Source organism: Psychrilyobacter sp., from assembly GCF_037132775.1.
Lineage (GTDB): Bacteria > Fusobacteriota > Fusobacteriia > Fusobacteriales > Fusobacteriaceae > Psychrilyobacter.
This window is the reverse complement of sequence record NZ_JBAHZY010000040.1, coordinates 1-20176: the sequence shown is the minus strand read 5'-3', so window position 1 is coordinate 20176 and position 20176 is coordinate 1. Positions and strand designations below refer to the sequence as shown.

Here is a 20176-nt window from a genome sequence, read left to right as displayed (position 1 = left end):
CTAGGAGGAATATATGAAAATAAGAGTACATGAATTGGCAAAAAAATATGACAGAACAAATAAGGAATTCTTAGATACATTACATGAATTAGGGTTAGAGGTGAACTCACACCTTTCTGGTCTTACAGATGAGCAAGTAGTTATGGTTACAGATCATTTTGAAGGTGGAAAAGAAAAAAAAAAGAAAAAAAAGAAAACAACTAAGATAAAAGAAAAGAAAGAAAAAATAGTAAAAGAAAAGAAAGAAAAGAAGAAAAAAGGTAAAAGAAATGAATTTACTATGAATAGAGCAGAAAAAGTAGAAAATGAAGTTATAGAAGAAGATGGAGTGAAATTAATAAAGATCAGAGGTGAAATTACACTAGGTAACTTCGCTGAAAAATTAGGAGTAAATGCTTCTGAACTTATTAAAAAATTATTCTTAACAGGACAAATGTTAACTATTAATAGTGTTATAGATATGGAATTAGCTGAAGAATTAGTTGATGATTACGATGCTATGGTAGAGCAAGAGGAAGTAGAAGAGATGGCATTTGGAGATAAATTTAATCTAGAAGTAATAGATAAAGAATCTGAACTTGTAGAGAGACCTCCAATTATCACTATCATGGGACATGTTGACCATGGAAAAACTTCATTACTGGATGCTATCAGAGAAGCTAATGTAGCAGACGGAGAAGCTGGTGGGATCACCCAAAAAATCGGTGCTTACCAAGTAATAAAAGATGGAAAAAAGATATCTTTCATAGATACTCCAGGACATGAGGCATTTACAGAGATGAGAGCAAGGGGAGCACAAGTTACTGATATAGCAATATTAGTAGTAGCAGCAGATGATGGTGTAATGCCACAGACTGTAGAAGCTATAGCCCATGTAAAATCAGCTGACGTACCTATCATAATTGCAGTGAATAAGATAGATAAAGAGGGAGCAGATCCAGCTAGAGTTAAAAATGAATTGATGGAACATGGATTAGTACCAGTTGAGTGGGGTGGAGATGTAGAATTCATCGAAATTTCTGCTAAATTCGGACAAAACTTGGAAGGGATCTTAGATACTATCTTAATCACAGCTGAGATGCTAGAATTAAAAGGTAATCCAAAGAAAAGAGCAAAAGGTGTAGTTATGGAATCTAGATTAGATCCAAGAGTAGGACCAATTGCCGACATTTTAGTACAAGAGGGAACTCTTAAAGTTGGAGATATCATCGTAGCTGGAGAAGCCTATGGAAAAGTAAGAGCATTAATTAACGATAAAGGTGAAAAAACAGAAGTTGCTTCACTATCTCAACCAGCGGAAGTTATAGGATTTAATATAGTTCCAGAAGCTGGAGATGTAATGTATGTAGTTCAAAATGAACAACATGCTAGAAGAATCGTAGAAGAAGTTGAAAAAGACAGAAAATTAAATAATAAAAACAATAAAAAACATATCTCTTTAGAAGTTTTATCTCAACATATGGATGATATCAACTTAAAAGAGTTAAACCTTATTATAAGAGCTGACTCAAAAGGTTCTGTACAAGCTCTAAAGGAATCATTAAATAAATTATCTACATCAGAAGTAGCAGTAAATGTTATCCAAGCTACATCTGGAGCAATATCTGAAAGTGATATTAGATTAGCAGAAGCATCTAATGCAATCATCTTAGGATTTAATGTAAGACCAACTACAAAAGCTATGAGAGAAGCAAACAAAGCAGGTGTAGAGATCAGAACTTCTAGTATCATCTACCAAATTGTAGAAGATATAGAACAAGCTTTATCAGGAATGTTAGATCCTGAATATAAAGAAGTTTACTTAGGAAGAATTGAGATCAAAAAAGTATTTAAAGTATCTAAAATTGGAAATATAGCTGGTTGTTATGTAGAAGACGGGAAGATCTATGCTGACTCAAAAATAAGAATTCTTAGAAATGGTGTAATGATATACGATGGAGAATTAGCTTCATTAAAGAGATATCAAGACGATGCTAAAGAAGTTATTGTAGGTCAAGAATGTGGACTAAACATCAAAAACTTCAATGATATTAAAGAGGGCGATACTGTAGAAGCATACAGGATCGACGAAATCAAAAGAACACTAAAAGATGTGAAATAATTATGAGAAAACAAAGATTATTAGGCATCGAAAAACAAATGATAAGAATAATATCTACAGCTTTATTTATGGAAGTTAAAAATCCAAAAATTCAAGGGATGGTATCGGTAACTAAGATAGAAGTAACAGAAGATCTGAGATATGCAGATGCATATTTTAGTGTTTTATCTATTGGAGATAACAAAGTAGATGAACTTAAAGTTTTAGAAGGATTAAATGAGATCAAAAAATACTTAAGAAAAAGAGTGTCTGAAGAAACGAATCTTAGATATGTACCTGAAATCAGAGTATTTTTAGATGATACAGTGGCTAGAGCGATAAAAATATCTAACTTAATTGATAAAGTTAACAATTAGGAGGATATGGGATGTATTGGGAATATAATACATATGATGAGTACCAGGTGAAAGATAAAGTTGAGAAGCATAATTTATCCATAGAAGTGGTAAAACTCCTCCTATCACGGGGGATTGATTCCGATGACAATATCCAAAAATTTTTAAATGCAAGTGTAGAAGATCTAGAAGATCCATTTGATTTTGAAAGGATGGAGGAGGTCGTAGAAAAGGTAATCAGAGCTAAAGATAATAAAAGTAAAGTATTTATCTATGGTGATTATGATGTAGATGGTATTACAGCCTCTGTTTATCTGACTATTGTCTTTAATCTTATCGGGATAGAAACCTCGTATTATATTCCAAATCGTATGGATGAAGGGTATGGTCTGAATAGGCAGGCAATAGATTATGTCAATGAAAGAAGTGGAAAGGTAATTATAACGGTGGATACAGGAATTAATTCATTAGAAGATTTTGAATATGCAAAATCTCTGGGTATCGACGTTATAATAACCGATCATCATAAAATAATAAAAGATAAAAAAGAAAAACTTTTAGTAATTAACCCTAAATTGAGTAAAAATTACAGATTTAAATATCTATCTGGAGCTGGAGTGGGTTTTAAAGTAGCTTGTGCAGTCTATAAAAAATTAGGTGTCGATCCAAAACATCTATATGAACATTTAGATATAGTAATGATAGGAACTATAGCAGATGTAATGCCTTTGACAGACGAAAACAGAATTATAGTGAAAAATGGATTGATAGCTTTAAAAGATACTAAGATAAAGGGACTTCGGTCCCTTCTTAGGTATTTAAAACTGTCACCTAAGAATATCAGTACAACAGATATTAGTTTTTTTGTATCACCGTTATTAAATGCCTTGGGAAGGATTGGGAAATCAAGAACAGGGGCAGATTTCTTTTTAGAAGGAAATGACAGTGAACTTTATTCTATTATAGAGGATATGAAAAAATCCAACAATAAAAGGCGTATTTTAGAAAGAAAAATTTTTAATGAGATCAATGATGAGGTGGAAAAAATAGAGGATAAAGATAGTTTGAAATATCTATTTTTGAAATCCCATGATTGGCACCCTGGTGTCATTGGAGTGGTAGCTAGCAGACTTTCTGTTAGGTATAATATTCCAGTTATACTTATTTCGTTGCAAAATAATTTTGGAAAAGCATCTTGTCGAAGTGTAGCAGGAATAAATATATTTAATATATTAAATGATATGTCTGATACCTTGGTTAGATTTGGAGGGCATGATTTAGCCGCTGGATTTATAGTAGCTAAAAGTCAACTAGAAATAGTTGAAAGTGCTATTGCCAAAGGTATAGGAGAATCTACAAAAAAGTATAAGAAAGATATTATAAAGATAGATTATAACTATCCCTTAGAGATGGTAGATGATAACTTTATAGGTGAACTTGCCAAAATATCGCCCTTTGGATCTGCTAACCCTTATCCACTATTTGTAGATAGTGATCTAAAATTTGTCAGAGTGAAAAAATTTGGAGTTGAAGATAAACATTTTAAAACTTTTTTAGAAAAAAATGGGAAACTATACTCTGCTGTGGGATTTAATCTGGCTCATAAGATAGATGAAGACGATTATATGGATAAGACTTTCGAAATAGTATATTATCCAGAAAAAATCTGTTATAATAACAATAAAATTATTCAAATTAAGATAGAAGACATAAGAATCGAAAATTAATCGGTAGTGGTAATTCATGAATTGCCCGTACGAAGTAATAAGTAATAAGTGCTTAGAGCATTTATATATAGATATATAGATATATAAATATATAATCACACACAAGGAGGAACAAAGAACATGAATTATGAAGTGAAAAAATTAGATAACTCAGTAGTTGAAATCACATTAAAGGTAGAAGGTGCAGAGGTATCTACTGCTAAGAAAGCTGCAGTAAAAAAAATAACTAAGGATGCTGAAATTCCAGGATTCAGAAAAGGACATGCACCAGCATCAGCTATTGAATCTCATTATGAAGGTGTAATCAAAGAAGAAATTACAGACGCTATCTTAAAAGGACACTATGAAGCGATCTTAAAAGATGGACAAATTAATCCTGTAGATTACATAAAGACAACTAAAGTGGAATTAGACGGAGATAAATTCGTAGTTACATTTATGGTAGATGTATTCCCTGAGATCAAATTAGGAGAATACAAAGGTTTAGAAGCTACAAAGGAAACATTTGAAATGACTGATGAAACTGTAAACAAAGAGATCGAAGCAATGGTGTCTGCTAAGTCTAACTTAGAAGATGCTACTGAAGGTCATAAAGCTGAAATGGAAGACACTTTAGATCTTGCATTTGAAGGATTTGTTGATGGTGTAGCTTTCGAAGGTGGAAAGTCTGAATCACACATGTTAAAATTAGGGGCTAAATCTTTCATAGATACATTTGAAGAGCAATTAGTAGGATATGAAAAAGATCAAGAGGGAGAAATAGTAGTGAATTTCCCAACTGAATACAATACAGAAAATTTAGCTGGAAAGGAAGCAACTTTCAAAGTTAAAATAAATGCAATAAAAGTAGCAGTTACACCTGAATTAAATGATGAGTTCGCAGTGGAAGCAGGATTTGAATCTGTAGAAGATTTAAAAACTAAGAAAACTGAAGAGATCAAAAATAGAGAAGAAGCTAGAGTAGAGGGAGAATACAGACAAACTTTATTAAATCAAGTTTTAGCTAATACTGAAATGACGTTACCTTTATCTATGGTAGCTAGAGAGATCAAAGGAAGAATTTCTGAGATGGAAGGTCAATTAAAATCTCAAGGAATGAACCTAGAGATGTACTTACAAATGTCAGGATCTACAATGGAGCAATTAAATGATCAAGTTAAGCCTATGGCAATTGAAAAGATCAAATTAGACCTTATCTTAGATGAGATCGCAAAGATTGAAAAGATTGAATTAACTGAAGAGGAGTTAGAAGCTAAATTAGTTGAAGTTTCTGTTATGTACAAGATGGAAGTAGACAAGTTAAAGGAAGAATTAACTAAGGCAAACAACTTAGAGAACTTCACAATGAATTTAAGAACAGATGCTACTATGCAAAAAACTGTTGAATTCATTCAAGCACAAGCTAAATAATTAAATTAAGTATATATACTTTTGGGACAAATTTTATTTGTCCCTTAAGCTATATATATGGACTACCATTTTTGTTATTATTTATATTGATTTTCTAATTAAAGAGAATGGATTTATCATATAAATTATTAAATAAAATTTAATAATTTATATGATAAATAAAAAATACTTGGAGGTAGAAATTTATGTATAATCCAACAGTTATTGAAAATACTGGAAAAGGAGAGAGAGCTTACGATATATATTCGAGATTATTAAAGGATAGAATAATCTTTTTAGGAACAGAGATAAACGATCTAGTGGCTAACTCAATAGTAGCACAACTATTATTTTTAGAGGCAGATGCCCCAGAAAAAGATATAATCATGTATATTAATAGCCCGGGAGGGGTAATAACTTCGGGGTTGGCAATATATGATACTATGAGATATATCAAACCTGATGTACAAACTGTGTGTATAGGTCAAGCTGCATCTATGGGAGCACTATTATTAACAGCAGGAACAAAGGGGAAAAGATTTGCTTTACCAAATGCTAGAGTGATGATTCATCAACCATTAGGAGGAGCTCAAGGTCAAGCAACAGATATAGAGATCCAAGCTAAAGAGATCCTAAGAATGAAAGAATTAACAACTAAAATAATATCTGAAACAACAGGAAAAACTATGAAACAAGTAAAAAAAGATACTGAAAGAGATAACTTTATGACAGCTGAAGAAGCTATGGAATATGGATTAATCGACAGAGTATTCGTAGAAGGGGAGAGATAAAATGGGAAAAAAAATAGAAAAATGTTCATTTTGTGGGAAATCAGAAAGCGAAGTAGCAAAATTAATAACTGGTCCAGAAGCGAATATATGTGATGAGTGTATAGATGCTTGTGGGGTGCTAATAGAAGATATGCAGGAAGAGATGGGAGAAGCTGTAGAAGATAATAGTTTTCATGAAATTAATCTTATGACTCCTAAAGAGATAAAGACAAAATTAGATGACTATGTAATAGGTCAGGAAGCAGCTAAAAAAGTACTGGCTGTATCGGTATATAATCACTATAAGAGGATTAGACATAAGGGGAAAACAGGAGATGTAGAATTACAAAAATCCAATGTACTCCTTATCGGTCCTACAGGAACAGGTAAAACACTTCTAGCTGAGACTTTGGCTAGAACTTTACACGTGCCATTCGCCATAGCAGACGCAACAACTCTTACGGAAGCTGGGTATGTAGGAGATGACGTAGAAAATGTATTAGTAAGGTTATTACAGGCGGCGGACTATGATGTAGAAGCAGCAGAAAGAGGAATAATCTATATAGATGAGCTAGATAAGATAGCTAGAAAATCAGAAAACATGTCTATAACTAGAGATGTATCTGGAGAAGGAGTACAGCAGGCACTCCTTAAAATAGTAGAGGGAACTGAAGCACAGGTGCCTCCTCAAGGTGGGAGAAAACATCCAAATCAAGAGATGGTAAAGATAAATACAAAAAATATTCTATTTATTGTAGGTGGAGCTTTTGAGGGACTCGATAAGATAATCAAATCAAGGTCTAATAAAAAAGTTATGGGATTCGGAGCCACTGTAATAAATGAAAAAAATGAATCTGAGGGAGAAGCTTTCATGAGAGTTTTACCGGAAGATCTAATAAAACAAGGAATAATTCCTGAACTTATAGGTAGATTTCCAGTAATAACTACTTTGTCTAATTTAGATGAAGAGGCTTTAATAAAAATTCTGACTGAACCTAAAAATGCATTGGTAAAACAATATAAAAAATTCTTTGAATTAGAAAACGTAGAATTACAATTTGAAGAGAGTGCACTAAAAAAAATGGCAGAGTTGGCATTGAAGAGAAAGATAGGAGCCAGAGGGCTTCGTGCACTTATGGAAAGTGCAATGTTAGATCTAATGTATGAAATTCCATCTAACCCTAATGTGGAAATGGTAAGAATAACAGAAGAATCTGTAATGGATAATAGTAAAGCACTGATAATAGAAAAAACAAAAAAACTCAAATAATGATTGGGAGGCAAAAAGATGACAAAAATTACATTTATACCTACTAGAGATCTAGTGGTTTTCCCAGGAGCGATAATGCCTATTTATATAGGAAGAGAAAAAAGTGTTAATACATTAGAAAAAGCACTGACAGAGGACAGTAAATTAATTTTATGTATGCAAAAAGATTTTTTAGTAGAAGAACCTAATTATACTGATGATATACATAAAGTAGGAGTAGAAGCTACTATACTTCAAACAGTAAAGATGCCAAATAACACTGTGAAAGTATTGGTAGAAGCTTCTCATAGAATTATTTTGGGTGATGTAGAGGAAATCGATGGAATAATTTATGCAGAATCTACAGCTGTTGAGACAGAAAAACTAGAAGAAACAATCGGAGAAGCAATAGTTAGAAGGGTATTAAAATCGTTTGAAAGATATGCTAAATTTAGTGGGAAGATCCTGCCAGATCTGTTGGTAAGCATCAAGTCTATGAAGAATATAGATAAAAAGTTTGATCTGATAAGTGGAAATTTAAATATTTCATCTGAAGAAAAACAAAAACTTTTAGAGATATTTAATTTAGAGGAAAGAGGATATAAATTAATAGAGATCTTGAAAAAAGAGTTAGAGATCTTAAATTTAGAGAAAAAAATAGAAAATAAGGTAAAAGAAAAGATGAGTTCAGCTCAAAGAGCTTATTTCTTAAAGGAAAAATTAAATGCTATAAGGGAAGAATTAGGAGAGGATGAATCAGATGATGATGATATCTTAGAGCTAAAAAAACTAATAAAATCTAAAAAACTTCCAAAAGAAGTAAAGAAAAAAGTTGAAAAAGAGGTCTCTAAACTATCTAAGATGCCGGCATTTTCAGCTGAAGCTAGTGTAGTACGTAACTATGTAGAAACAGTATTAGACCTTCCTTGGACTAAGAAAACAAAAGATATTTTGGATATAAAAAAAGCTCATGATAAGTTAGAGGAAGATCACTATGGGTTAAAGGAGATAAAAGAAAGGATCCTTGAATATCTGGCGGTTAAAAGATTAAACCCCAACATGAAAGGAACAATCCTTTGCCTGGTAGGACCTCCAGGTGTAGGGAAGACTTCACTAGCTAAATCTGTAGCAGACGCCATGGGAAGAAATTTTTCTAGAATATCTCTAGGTGGAGTAAGAGATGAATCGGAGATCAGAGGACATAGAAGAACTTATATTGGTTCTATGCCAGGGAAATTAATAAAAGCAATGAAACAAGCTAAAACTAAGAACCCAGTGATCCTGTTAGATGAGATTGATAAGATGTCTAATGATGCCAAGGGAGATCCTAGTTCTGCAATGTTAGAGGTACTTGATCCTGAACAAAACAAGAACTTTGAAGATCATTATATAGATATACCATTTGATCTCTCCGATGTATTTTTTATAGCTACGGCTAATGATTTGAGAGGGATTTCAGGACCACTTAGAGACAGGATGGAGATCATTAATTTGAGTTCATATACTGAATTTGAAAAGATGCATATAGCTAAAAAATATCTGTTAGATGAAGCTCAAGAAGATAATGGATTATCTGAAATAGATATAAAAATGTCTGACGAAGCACTCCTTAGAATAATAAATGAATATACCAGGGAAGCAGGGGTAAGAAACTTAAAGAGAGAGATTCACAGCCTATATAGAAAATTAGCTAAGTTAGTTTTAGAAAAAAATAGGAAAAAAATAAACATTACAGTAAAAAATCTAGAAACATATCTTGGAAAAGTAAAATACAGACCTGATAAGATCAAGGAAAAAGAACCTAAGTTAGGTGTAGTTACTGGGCTAGCATGGACAAGTGTAGGAGGAACTACATTGGAAGTACAATCGGTATCTATGAAAGGGAAGGGGAAGATCCTATTAACTGGTAAATTAGGAGATGTAATGAAGGAATCAGCTCATGTAGCTTATTCTTATGTCAGATCAATTGCTGGGGAATTAAAAATAGATGAGAAATTTAATGAGACTACAGATATACATTTTCATTTTCCAGAGGGAGCTGTACCAAAAGATGGCCCATCGGCAGGAGTGACTATTACGACAGCTTTAATTTCAGTATTGACAAAAAAGAAAATAAGACAAGATATAGCTATGACTGGAGAGATTACAATCACTGGAGAAGTATTAGCAGTGGGAGGGATCAAGGAAAAGGTGATCGGAGCGCATAGAATTGGGATCCACGAGGTAATATTACCTCTAGACAATGAATCTGATGTAGATGAACTGCCTAAAGAAGTAAAAAAAGATATGATCATTCATTTTGCAAAAACTTATGATGATATCAAAAAAATAGCATTTGAAAAATAAAAAGGAGAAATATGAACACAGTATTAGAAAATATAAAAAAACGTAGATCCATTAGAAAATATAAGGAAATACAGATTGAACAAGAAAAAATTGAAGCCATTATCGAAGCTGGCCTTTATGCTCCTAGTGGACATAATGCTCAACCATGGCATTTTACTGTATTACAAAGTAAAGAGGTAATAGATCAAATAAGTGTCGGTACAAAGGAAGCATTAAAAAATTGTGAAACACCTTTATTTAGAAGGATGGCAAAAAATGAAAGTTTTCATATCTTATATGGTGCTCCTACAGTAATAGTTGTATCTGGTAAAAGAGAGGGAGCATATTCTATGAAGGCAGACTTAGGTGCTGCTACACAAAATATGCTGTTGGCTGCTGAATCGTTAGGAGTTTCAACTTGCTGGATAGGGTTGATAGTTGAAAATTTTAAAGGTGAGGAACAAGAAAAAAAGAATAAGGAGATGGGAGTTCCTGAGGGATATGAAGTTCAATATGCTGTAACTTTAGGTTATTCATCATTGGAGGGAAGCCCAAAGCCCAATCCAAGAAAAGAAAACACAGTAAATTATATTAAATAGTTGAAAATTAGGATTAAAGACTTCGATATAGGTTAGGTAGACAAAAAATTATATTTTGTATAATTACAACCGTGTTGAATAGAGGAGAATAAAAAATGGAAATAAAAAGATCGGATTTTGTAAAATCAGCAGTATATGAAGCTGATTATCCAGAACCAATAAATAGCATAGAATTTGCCTTTGTAGGTAGATCAAATGTGGGGAAATCATCCCTAATTAACAGTTTGACAAACAGAAAAAAAATAGCTAGAACATCAAAAACACCAGGAAGAACTCAACTAATAAACTACTTCATTATAAATAATGAAACATATTTAGTGGATCTGCCTGGATATGGATTTGCCAAAGTTCCAAAGGCTGTAAAACTAGCTTGGGGAAATACTATGGAGAGATACCTAGCTTCTAAAAGAAGTAAATTAGTATTTGTATTACTAGATATTAGAAGAGTTCCAAGTTCAGAAGATCTTGAGATGTTAGAATGGTTAGATTATTATGACGTACCATACAAGATTATTTTTACCAAGGTAGATAAGATGTCTAACAATGAAAAATTTAAGCAATTGAAAGATATTAGAAAGAAGATAGAATTTAAAAATAGTGATGTATTATTCTATTCAGCACTATCTCATAAGGGTAGAGAGGAATTATCTGAATATTTAGGTGAGGCTTTAAAAGAATATAAAAATCATGTTCCTCCTGTAATTGATCAGGAAGACTAAAATATAGAAAATTAAAAAAGGGAGATAATAATTAAAAATTATTATCTCCCTAAATATTATTGCTTATTTAGCTAATCTATATATAGCTTCTACATATATTTTTAATAATGTATCTAATTTACTGATATCTAAATACTCATTTTTTTGGTGCATATTATCCTCTTGATCATGTAATAATGCTCCAAATGCTACACCATTGTCTACGGCTCTTGCATATGTTCCCCCACCTATGGCTACAGGTTCAGCATCTACATCTCCTGTGATCTCCTTGTATACATCCATAAGTGTTTTCACTAAGACAGTGTCTTTAGGAAAATAAAGTGCATTATCTTCACTCTTTATAGTTAGTTCAAAATTATTTTCTGTGACAATTTTTCCTAACCCTTCTAAAACATCTTCTTTTTTAGTTGTTACAGGATATCTTATGTCGATGCTTAGCTCGATCTTACCATCACAAATAGATAGTTTCCCAATGTTTAAACTTAATTTTCCAGAGTCTGCATCTTCAAATCCAATTCCCATAGAAACTCCGTTATATTCCATTCCTATCTTAGAATTATAAAAAGTTACAAATTCAGAGATCTCTCCTAAATCTACCCCTTCTAAAATTCCCATCAATGCCGAGATAGCATTATAACCACTTTGCGGTTTAGCTCCATGAGCAGATTTACCGTAAGATATTAATTTTCCACCTTTGATCTCTATCTTATATTCATTATTTTTATTGTATTTCTTTACTTTAGATTCTAACATAGTTAAAAGTTCAGTTGGGAATGTCATTTCACAACTTTCTGCTACTGAGTTAAATGCTTTTCCACCTTCTATAGTAATATTTTTAGTATCAATATTTTTAGTCATAGTCACTTGCATAATTCCTTTTTCTGCAAATGTAACTGGGAAACTTGAATCAGGAGTAAATGCCAAAGTTGGTTGAGGCATTTTTAGAGTACCAAAGTAGTGATCCATACATCCCCAGTTAGTCTCTTCATTAGCTCCTAAGATCATTCTAATCTTCTTATCTAGCTTTATACCAGAATCTTTTAATGCCTTCATAGCGTACATACACATGATAATAGGACCCTTATCATCTAAAGTTCCTCTACCATAGATCTTACCATCAGCAATTATTCCGCCATATGGATCATGATCCCATCCGTCCCCTTCAGGAACTACATCTACATGCCCAAGGATAGCCAAAGTTTCTTCCCCGTCTCCAAAATCAATATGCCCTGCATAGTTATCAAAGTTAGTAGATTCAAATCCTAATTTTTCGCCTAATTCTAAAAAATGAGCCAGAGCCTTTGCAGGACCTTCTCCAAATGGCATTCCAGGTAGCGGAGCTTCCTCAACACTTTTAATTCTAATAGCCTCTTGTATAGATTTTACTACATCATCTTTATAGTCTAATATTTTATCCTGTAACATTTTACTCTGTAACATTTAAAACACCCCTTCTATTTAATTATTTTATTCTATTAATTTTTTTTTTATATTTCACCCTTTTAGTATATAATCTATTTTGAATTTTTACAAGGAGAACAAGCCAATTTCTCTATAAAAAGTGTTGATTTAGAGGACTGTATTAAAAATCAATACTATTTTACTCTTATATTATTATTTTAAATTTTCACGTCTTTAGACTAATACTAATATAGTGATTGGATATCATAAAGATTTAATTTAATAAAGGTGATTTCCGCCTTAGACAGAAATCACCTTTATTATTTAGATAAATTTTTACATCATCATATTTATTCCTCTATACTTTTACCTTCATCTTCATACTTGTATTCCTTATAAGAAACTCTGTGAAAGATTGCAAATAAGATTGGTATGATACCTAATGTTATACCTAAACAGAAGATCAATCCAAATATCATGGTTACTGCCATCCCTTCAAACATTACTCCACCACCCAGCCACAATGGAATAAGTCCACACACTGTAGTAGCTGTAGTAAGTACTATTGGTCTGAACCTTGCCTGTGCAGCATGCACTATTGCATCAGCTAGTTCACGACCCACTTCATCTCTCTCAATAGTGATCCTGTCTATCAACACTACGGCATTATTTATCATGATCCCGACCAGAGATAATGCACCTAGTATTGGCATAAATCCAAATGGCAGCTGAGTTAATCCCAATCCAAATGTTATTCCCGACAAAATAAGCGGTAGTGCGGCTAAAATTGTGATTAATATTGTATATGAATTAAATTGAATTATAAGCAGTAGCAATATAAATATTCCTGCTATGGGGAATTTTGCAGATAATGCATCATTTGCCTTTTTACTGTTATAGTATTCTCCTTTAAATTCATAACTATAACCATATTCCCACTTAGATGCCGCCTCATCTAATAGCGGCTTTATTTTTAATGTCTGTTCCATAGCAGTTGTTGTATCCCATAGTCCTACTTGGTATAAGATAGCCTTGATCTTATCTTTTCTAACTATTTTAGGAGCTTCCCATACTGTTTTTATCTCAGCTACCTGTCCTAATGGTACTGATTTCCCTGTAGTCTGGTTATAGATCGGTGTATTTTTTAATACCTCGATATCTTCTCGGGAGGTACCTTGAGATCTTAACATTACTGGAATTAACCTGTCTTCTTCCCTGTAATCGGTCAACTTTATCCCGCTTAAGATACTGTTTAGTGATATTGCTATATCCTGACTTGTAAGCCCAGCTCTAAGTGCTCTTTGCTGATTTATATTAACTGTGAATTTTCTGTTTTCCCCTCCCCAGTCAGTCTTGGTATCAGCTAAACCTATAATATTTTCTTTTATTATTTTTTCTATATCACCGAGATATTCGTATAATTTATCTGTATCTCTTCCCTTTATCCTGATCTCTATTGGACGGTCACTGGGAGACCCATTTTGTAGAGTATCTATCTTAATATTAGCATCTGGATAATTTTCTTCAAACCAGGCTATAAGTTTGGGTTGTATCTCTGTTTTTATAAAGTCAAAACTTGTAGTATTGATTATTGCAAAGGCTAAATTTGGCTGACTCATCTTTGGAGTATGAGATAGTATATACCTTGGAGCACTCTCTCCTATAAATGTTCCCACACTTAATATTCCTTCTTTTTCGTATTTAACCAACGTTCCACCCGACAAAATATTGGCAATAAATGATGGCTTCACCTGTTTTGGATGATCTAGGAAATATTCCTTTCGAATATATTTTTCTGCATCGAGCACCATCTTAGTTGTGGTTTCTATAGATGTTCCAAATGGCAGTTCTGCCTCTACTGTTAATAGCGGTATATCTTTATCCGGCATAAATTTTACATTAACAAAAGTTTTAAATCCAAATAGAGCGATAAAAAATATCCCAATAATTACTATACTTGCCATAAACTTATGCTTTAGTGCTTTTAGTAGAGACCCTCTATAAAGTTTATAGAATTTACTGTCATAGCCCACTTCCTGTTTCTCTACCTTTAAGAATAACACACAGAGTAGAGGAATAAGGGTTATTCCAAATATCCATGACAATCCTAAACAAATGGCAACTACATATGTTATAGGTCCTGTATATTCTCCCATATTTCCTTCTGCCAGTACTATTGGTAAAAAGGCTGATATGGTAACCATGGAAGAGATCATAAGTGGATTCTTCAGTGTTCTAACTGCTTCTAAAGCAGCTTCTACCTTATCCATTCCTTTTTCCATATTAACCATGATTGCTTCTGAGATCACTATTCCATTATCCACTAGCATTCCCAATACAATTATAAGGGCAGCCAGTGAAATTTGATCCAGACTTAGGCCGAAATAACTTAAAAATACCATGGATGATGCCATTACTATAGGGATTAATGAAGCTACGATAGCTCCTATTCTAACACCTAAAAATATTATAAGGACCAACATTACTGTAAGGATAGATTGTGCTACATTAGAGAGGAAACTTTGAACACTCTTATCTACCCTTGCAGCTTCCTGTGCCAAATATGTAAAATCTACTCCTATAGGATAGCTAGATTCTACAGCTTTAATCTTCTCATCTATCTCTTTTTGAAGGTTCAGGATATTCCCCCCCTCTTTTAAAGAGATTGCAAGAATGATAGTATCTTTACCATTAAATTTTTCCCTTGTAAGAATAGGTTCCTGATACGCTCTTCTCACTCTAGCAATATCTTCTACTCTTATTAGATTGCCCTTTGGAAGTCTGATGACTGTATTTCTTATATCATCTACAGAATCAAAGTTTCCACTGGGTTCAAAACTTAATCTTTCTTTTCCTAAAAGTATTTGTCCACCAGGAGATAATATATTTGTACTCTCTAGAGCTTCTTTTAAGTATCCTGGAGAGATTCCAAATTGTGATAACTTAGCATTGTCATAATCTATAAACACATTTTCCGGTCTGACTCCAACTTTTATTACCTTACCTACATTTTTCATGGTCAATAACTCTTCCATTGTAAACTTGGCTATCCTTCTCAGATCGTCCATTGAGTATCCATCAGCTGTGACAGCTATCATTGTACCGTACACATCACCGAAATCATCATTTACAGATGGTGCCATAGCTCCGCTAGGAAGATCTTTGGTGGCATCTTCTACCTTTCTCCTCAATTTATCAAAGATTGGTCTCATTATTTTATACTCATCTTTAAACTGTACAGTAATATATGAGAACCCTTCTCTACTTTCACTGTCGATATAGTCAACTTCCGGCATTTCTTGAATTCTTTGCTCAATTTTATCTGTAACTAAGTTCTCTACCCTGCTTGGGCTAGCCCCTGGATATAGAGTAGCCACTGTAGCTGTCCTTACTACATAGCCTGGATCTTCCGCCTTTGGTAATTTAAAGTAGGTAGAAACTCCAGCTAGTGCTAAAAGCAATATAAAAGTAAATGTAACTACTTTTTTCTTAATTGCCATCTCTGTTAAATTCATGTAAATTCCTCCCTATTTTAATTTTACCTGTTGACCATCTTCTAACTTAGTCATTCCAGCTGTAATTAACTCGTCTCCCTCTGATAACCCATCTAAAATTTCCAGACCTTTATTGGTTATCATACCTGTTTTAACCTCGATTCTTTTGACAATGCCTACACCTTCTCCATCTTTTTCTACAATGAAGACATAGTTAGTGTTTGTGTCCTTTAAGATTACATTTAAAGGTATGAATATTTTATTCTTCTCACTCAACATATTTTTATTGAAATCGACTACAACTGACATTCCACTTTTCAAACTTTTATCTATACTGAATATACTCACCTTTACAGGGTATGTAGATCCATATTGCAGAGATGATGTACCTACTTCTACAACCTCACCTAAATATTTTTTTCCTATAGCTCCTGCATAAATATTGACCTGTGATCCAATATTTATTTTTCCTATAGCACTTTCTGGAACAAATGATATTGCTTCTAAATCTGTATCTGTATTTAATATATATACAGGTTGACCAGCAGCTACATTTTCATTAACTTCTGATACCTTTACAGCTACTGATCCATCTATAGAAGATTTTAAGACAGTGTATTTCAATTGACGTTTGGCATATTTTATCCCCTCTGATGAAACCTTTAGAGATGCAGATGTAGAATCCATTCTGGCTTTTGCACCGTCAAATTCACTCTTAGATACACTGTCGTTTTGATATAGTTCCTTTATTCTGTTGTAGCTTGATTGTGCTTCTATTTGTGATGCTCTGGCAGTTTCATAAGAACTCTCTGATTGTCTTAATAGAATCTCATAATCGATCTTATCCAAGATAGCTAAAATATCTCCCTTTTTCACTGACTGTCCCAACTTAAAGTTCATTTTTTCAATGTTTCCAGGTACCCTGAAACTCACCTCAGGTTCTACAGCAGATTTTATGTCCCCTGTAAAGCTGAGAGCTTCCACCGGGCTTTTTAATTCTATGGTTTCGTGTCTGACAGTTCTTAAATTAATTTTTTCCTCTTCTTTTTTACTCCCGCAGCTTGCTAGGGTAACTATTATAAATCCAATTATTAATGTTTTTTTATATAATGACATTTGTTTCCTCCTCATTTTTGATTATTGTATTTTCAAATTATGTTCACCTAATAATTCTGAATATACTTCAGGATCTAATAGGTGATAAGCTCCCACTGCTCTTTCTGTTATCATCAACTTAGTATAATAATCATATTTAGATGCACTCTCGGTTTCCTTAGATTGGATTGCTACATTTTGAGAATCTAATAACTCAGTTATTGATACCTCTCCTCTTGAGTATGAATCTGTCACTAAGTCAAGAGTTTTATCTGCTGCAATTCTTGCATCTTTTGAAGTTTCCACATTTATTTTAGCTGTTACTAAATCTGTTAGAGAAGCTCTGATATTTTGTTTTATACTATTTTCAACATCTTCTTTTTGTATAGTTAATTTTTGTAGTTGCTCAGTGGCGGTGTTTCTTTTAGCTATTCTTTCTCCCCCCTCTAATAATGGAATACTTACTTGTACCCCTACAGTCCATACTTCCTTTCTAGGATTTCCATCAGTAGAATATAGGCTTCCACTCCCGCTTCTATCCGTATAGTAGTTGTAGTCAGCTGTCAATGCCACCTCAGGACTATAGAAATTTCTATTTGCTTCCTTTAATTTTCTCTCTGCTACATCCACAAAATTCTCGATTTGTTTAATCTCAGTAGAATTTTCAAGACCTAATTTTATTAATTTTTTCAAGATATCATCCATTACGTTTTTCTTGGTTAACTCCAAGCCTGCTATTCCTAAAAACTCTTCTGTGTCTAAGATATCTACTGCTTGAAAGTTTGTATCCAGATCATTATTTAAAATTCTCATCAATCCTTCCTTGGCATTTTGAAGTTTAGCTTGAGAAGCACTTAATTTACTGATATCTGTAGCTAACTTACTCTCCCATCTGTATACATCTGATTTTCTGGAATATCCTACTTTTTCCCTAACTATGGCTAATTCTAAGTTCTTTTTAGTCAATTCTAAATTGCTGTATTGTATGCTTTCAGAAGCTTTTAACTTCAATACATTGAAGTATGCTGTAGAAATTTTTAAAATTGTATCCAATTCACTTTGTTTATAACTTTCTTTTTCTGCATTAAAAATACTTTTTTCTACAGATACTGCTGAATTTAATTTATCATTCCATATTACCTGTCTTAAGCCTACTCCTACATAGGTATTATCTGTTTTAACATCATTGGGAGCATCTGCTTGTCCTTGGTCTACAACTTTATATCCACCTGTTGCTATTATTTGCGGTAGTCTAGATGATTTAACTGCATCCACTTGGTATTCTTGGATATTTAGATCATTTTTATCTATTGTTAACTGCAGGTTATCCTCTAATCCTTTTCTTATGGATGAAAAAAGAGTTAGGTTCTCTCCTCCACTCTTTTTTCCGATTATTTTAGCTGATACCGCTGTTCTCCAGTTTGGCCATTTGCCTATTTTTTCAGCTACAGATTGATTGATTACAGATCTTAGTTCTCCTCCAACCACATAGACTTTTTGATCTTTTGCACTGCTGCCATCTAATATTTCCAAGAGAGAGATAGCCGATTTTCGGAGTCTTCTCTGGATATTTGTATCTACCTCAAAAGAGAGGTATGCCTGGTCACTTATTCCTGTACCATATCCATCTGCATATGTTATTATTTTTTCATTATTTAAAATATCCATGATTTGAATAAATTCTTCCCTGTCTGAAAAACCACCTAAAAGAGCCACTTTCTGACCTTTGATATCTACAGCTAATTTTTCATAATTCCCATCAAAGTCTATCCAATTAACCTTGGATACTCCATGTTTTTTGATGTTTTTCTCTATATAAGAAATTATTTTTTCCTCGTTATTTAATAATTCCGCTGGTGTTATAAGGGCGATTTCTGAAAATTCCTCATCCACACTTCTAAGGAGTTGGAAGATTTTATCGAATCCAATTTCTTGTACACTATAAGTAAGGTTATCTACCTGACTGGTTTCGCCATGAGATATATATTGGGCAAAAGGCATAATACTTAATTTCGTTATATTTTTTTTGCTTACAATTTGATTTGAGACCTGATGATCTCCGCCTACGATCAGGTCCACTTTTTTATTTTTAACCAGATCGAAGTAACTTTCATCGATTCCTTCTGGCCCTTCTTTTGCTATAACCTGTAATTCTTTGGGAAAAACCACAGTATAATTGCCTTCCAACACATCTGTAAATTCTTTTTCAATGAGACTCTGATAATTTTTTATATTATTGCTTTTTAGACTGTATAATACGGCAATATTGACAACTTCTTTAGCAAAGGTACAAACATTTATTATGAATAACAGAATAATTAAATTTATTTTTTTTATCAATTTTATCCCCTCCTGCATACTTTTCTATTAAATTGGTAATTAACTTTTTTCCCCCTTTTATTTTAATTTATCTAACTCTATAATTATATGAAAAACAGTTGATTTTCCTATAAATTAATTTTAATTTATTATACTATCAGTGATATACTTTTTGATATCTATGTCTTTATCATCAAAGACTCTGCCATAGATATAACCGCCGATACTCATAAGCATTATCCCCATGGTAGCATCTTCTAAATCTTTTTTTATACTGAATTCTTTTTTTTCTGCTCCTTTTTTTAAAATTTTCAAGACCAATTCATAATTTTTTATGGAATGGTTCCTTATTTTTTCTTGAAGCTTTAGAGGCAGTCCATTAAAATCAAAAGCTAATTTTGCTATGGCTTCTGCGTATAAGATTTCTTCTTTATTTGCTTTTGTTAAATAGGCATCTAATTTTTTTTTTTCACTTCGATAGGTTAATATTTCCTCTCTTTTTTTTTGAACTCTTTTTTCTATCATCTCCATTATTGCAATCCCTAGATCCTCTTTGTTTTTAAAATAATGATAGATACTGGATTTTGCAATGCCCACTTCATCTGCCACTTTTTGAAAACTTAACCATTCATACCCCCTTTCACTAACCATCC

At 32.8% G+C, this 20176-nt stretch carries 14 protein-coding genes; 9 read left to right on the top strand and 5 right to left on the bottom strand.

The genetic code is table 11. The features are described from left to right. Nucleotides 1-13 precede the first annotated feature (13 nt). The 9 genes from infB to yihA all read left to right on the top strand — a co-directional run bounded on the left by infB (nucleotide 14) and on the right by yihA (nucleotide 11214). Complete coding sequence (gene infB / locus V5784_RS02515; protein ID WP_336887475.1) at nucleotides 14-2101, top strand: translation initiation factor IF-2; 2088 nt, start codon at nucleotides 14-16, stop codon at nucleotides 2099-2101. A 2-nt stretch (nucleotides 2102-2103) separates the two neighbouring features. Beyond that, complete coding sequence (gene rbfA / locus V5784_RS02510; protein ID WP_336887474.1) at nucleotides 2104-2457, top strand: 30S ribosome-binding factor RbfA; 354 nt, start codon at nucleotides 2104-2106, stop codon at nucleotides 2455-2457. Between the two features lie 11 nt (nucleotides 2458-2468). Continuing rightward, complete coding sequence (gene recJ, locus V5784_RS02505) at nucleotides 2469-4163, top strand: single-stranded-DNA-specific exonuclease RecJ (protein ID WP_336887473.1); 1695 nt, start codon at nucleotides 2469-2471, stop codon at nucleotides 4161-4163. A gap of 120 nt (nucleotides 4164-4283) precedes the next feature. Beyond that, nucleotides 4284-5573: a trigger factor gene (tig, locus tag V5784_RS02500; protein WP_336887472.1), complete on the top strand. Its 1290-nt coding sequence runs from the start codon at nucleotides 4284-4286 to the stop codon at nucleotides 5571-5573. A gap of 185 nt (nucleotides 5574-5758) precedes the next feature. Next, nucleotides 5759-6343, top strand: coding sequence for an ATP-dependent Clp endopeptidase proteolytic subunit ClpP (gene clpP / locus V5784_RS02495; RefSeq protein ID WP_336887471.1), 585 nt, complete (start codon nucleotides 5759-5761; stop codon nucleotides 6341-6343). A 1-nt stretch (nucleotide 6344) separates the two neighbouring features. Further along, nucleotides 6345-7592 carry an ATP-dependent Clp protease ATP-binding subunit ClpX gene (gene clpX / locus V5784_RS02490; RefSeq protein WP_336887470.1) on the top strand — a complete coding sequence of 416 codons (1248 nt, stop codon included), beginning with the start codon at nucleotides 6345-6347 and terminating at the stop codon, nucleotides 7590-7592. Between the two features lie 18 nt (nucleotides 7593-7610). Continuing rightward, nucleotides 7611-9917 (top strand): endopeptidase La, encoded by a 2307-nt coding sequence (lon, locus tag V5784_RS02485; protein WP_336887469.1) that lies wholly within the window; start codon nucleotides 7611-7613, stop codon nucleotides 9915-9917. A gap of 11 nt (nucleotides 9918-9928) precedes the next feature. Beyond that, on the top strand, nucleotides 9929-10495 hold the full coding sequence (locus tag V5784_RS02480) for a nitroreductase family protein (RefSeq protein WP_336887468.1): 567 nt from the start codon (nucleotides 9929-9931) through the stop codon (nucleotides 10493-10495). 95 nt (nucleotides 10496-10590) lie between these two features. Next, nucleotides 10591-11214 carry a ribosome biogenesis GTP-binding protein YihA/YsxC gene (gene yihA / locus V5784_RS02475; protein ID WP_336887467.1) on the top strand — a complete coding sequence of 208 codons (624 nt, stop codon included), beginning with the start codon at nucleotides 10591-10593 and terminating at the stop codon, nucleotides 11212-11214. A 63-nt stretch (nucleotides 11215-11277) separates the two neighbouring features. Here yihA and pepV read toward each other — a convergent pair whose 3' ends face one another. From pepV to V5784_RS02450, 5 genes are all read right to left on the bottom strand, one after another. Continuing rightward, nucleotides 11278-12654: a dipeptidase PepV gene (pepV, locus tag V5784_RS02470; protein ID WP_336887466.1), complete on the bottom strand. Its 1377-nt coding sequence runs from the start codon at nucleotides 12652-12654 to the stop codon at nucleotides 11278-11280. A 311-nt stretch (nucleotides 12655-12965) separates the two neighbouring features. After that, the gene (locus V5784_RS02465) at nucleotides 12966-16130 is read right to left on the bottom strand and encodes an efflux RND transporter permease subunit (protein WP_336887465.1); all 3165 of its coding nucleotides are present in this window, start codon (nucleotides 16128-16130) and stop codon (nucleotides 12966-12968) included. A 12-nt stretch (nucleotides 16131-16142) separates the two neighbouring features. Further along, nucleotides 16143-17225 carry an efflux RND transporter periplasmic adaptor subunit gene (locus V5784_RS02460; protein ID WP_336887464.1) on the bottom strand — a complete coding sequence of 361 codons (1083 nt, stop codon included), beginning with the start codon at nucleotides 17223-17225 and terminating at the stop codon, nucleotides 16143-16145. Nucleotides 17226-17246: 21 nt separating this feature from the next. Further along, nucleotides 17247-19544: a TolC family protein gene (locus V5784_RS02455; RefSeq protein ID WP_336887463.1), complete on the bottom strand. Its 2298-nt coding sequence runs from the start codon at nucleotides 19542-19544 to the stop codon at nucleotides 17247-17249. Nucleotides 19545-19664: 120 nt separating this feature from the next. Further along, on the bottom strand, nucleotides 19665-20176 hold a 512-nt coding region (locus tag V5784_RS02450; protein ID WP_336887462.1), incomplete at its 5' end, for a TetR/AcrR family transcriptional regulator.

Excerpts from the sequence above, each read along its gene's own strand:
- infB (WP_336887475.1), top strand. The coding sequence starts at position 14 with ATGAAAATAAGAGTACATGAATTGGCAAAAAAATATGACAGAACAAAT.
- rbfA (WP_336887474.1), top strand. The coding sequence starts at position 2,104 with ATGAGAAAACAAAGATTATTAGGCATCGAAAAACAAATGATAAGAATA.
- recJ (WP_336887473.1), top strand. The coding sequence starts at position 2,469 with ATGTATTGGGAATATAATACATATGATGAGTACCAGGTGAAAGATAAA.
- tig (WP_336887472.1), top strand. The coding sequence starts at position 4,284 with ATGAATTATGAAGTGAAAAAATTAGATAACTCAGTAGTTGAAATCACA.
- clpP (WP_336887471.1), top strand. The coding sequence starts at position 5,759 with ATGTATAATCCAACAGTTATTGAAAATACTGGAAAAGGAGAGAGAGCT.
- clpX (WP_336887470.1), top strand. The coding sequence starts at position 6,345 with ATGGGAAAAAAAATAGAAAAATGTTCATTTTGTGGGAAATCAGAAAGC.
- lon (WP_336887469.1), top strand. The coding sequence starts at position 7,611 with ATGACAAAAATTACATTTATACCTACTAGAGATCTAGTGGTTTTCCCA.
- V5784_RS02480 (WP_336887468.1), top strand. The coding sequence starts at position 9,929 with ATGAACACAGTATTAGAAAATATAAAAAAACGTAGATCCATTAGAAAA.
- yihA (WP_336887467.1), top strand. The coding sequence starts at position 10,591 with ATGGAAATAAAAAGATCGGATTTTGTAAAATCAGCAGTATATGAAGCT.
- pepV (WP_336887466.1), bottom strand. The coding sequence starts at position 12,654 with ATGTTACAGAGTAAAATGTTACAGGATAAAATATTAGACTATAAAGAT.
- V5784_RS02465 (WP_336887465.1), bottom strand. The coding sequence starts at position 16,130 with ATGAATTTAACAGAGATGGCAATTAAGAAAAAAGTAGTTACATTTACT.
- V5784_RS02460 (WP_336887464.1), bottom strand. The coding sequence starts at position 17,225 with ATGTCATTATATAAAAAAACATTAATAATTGGATTTATAATAGTTACC.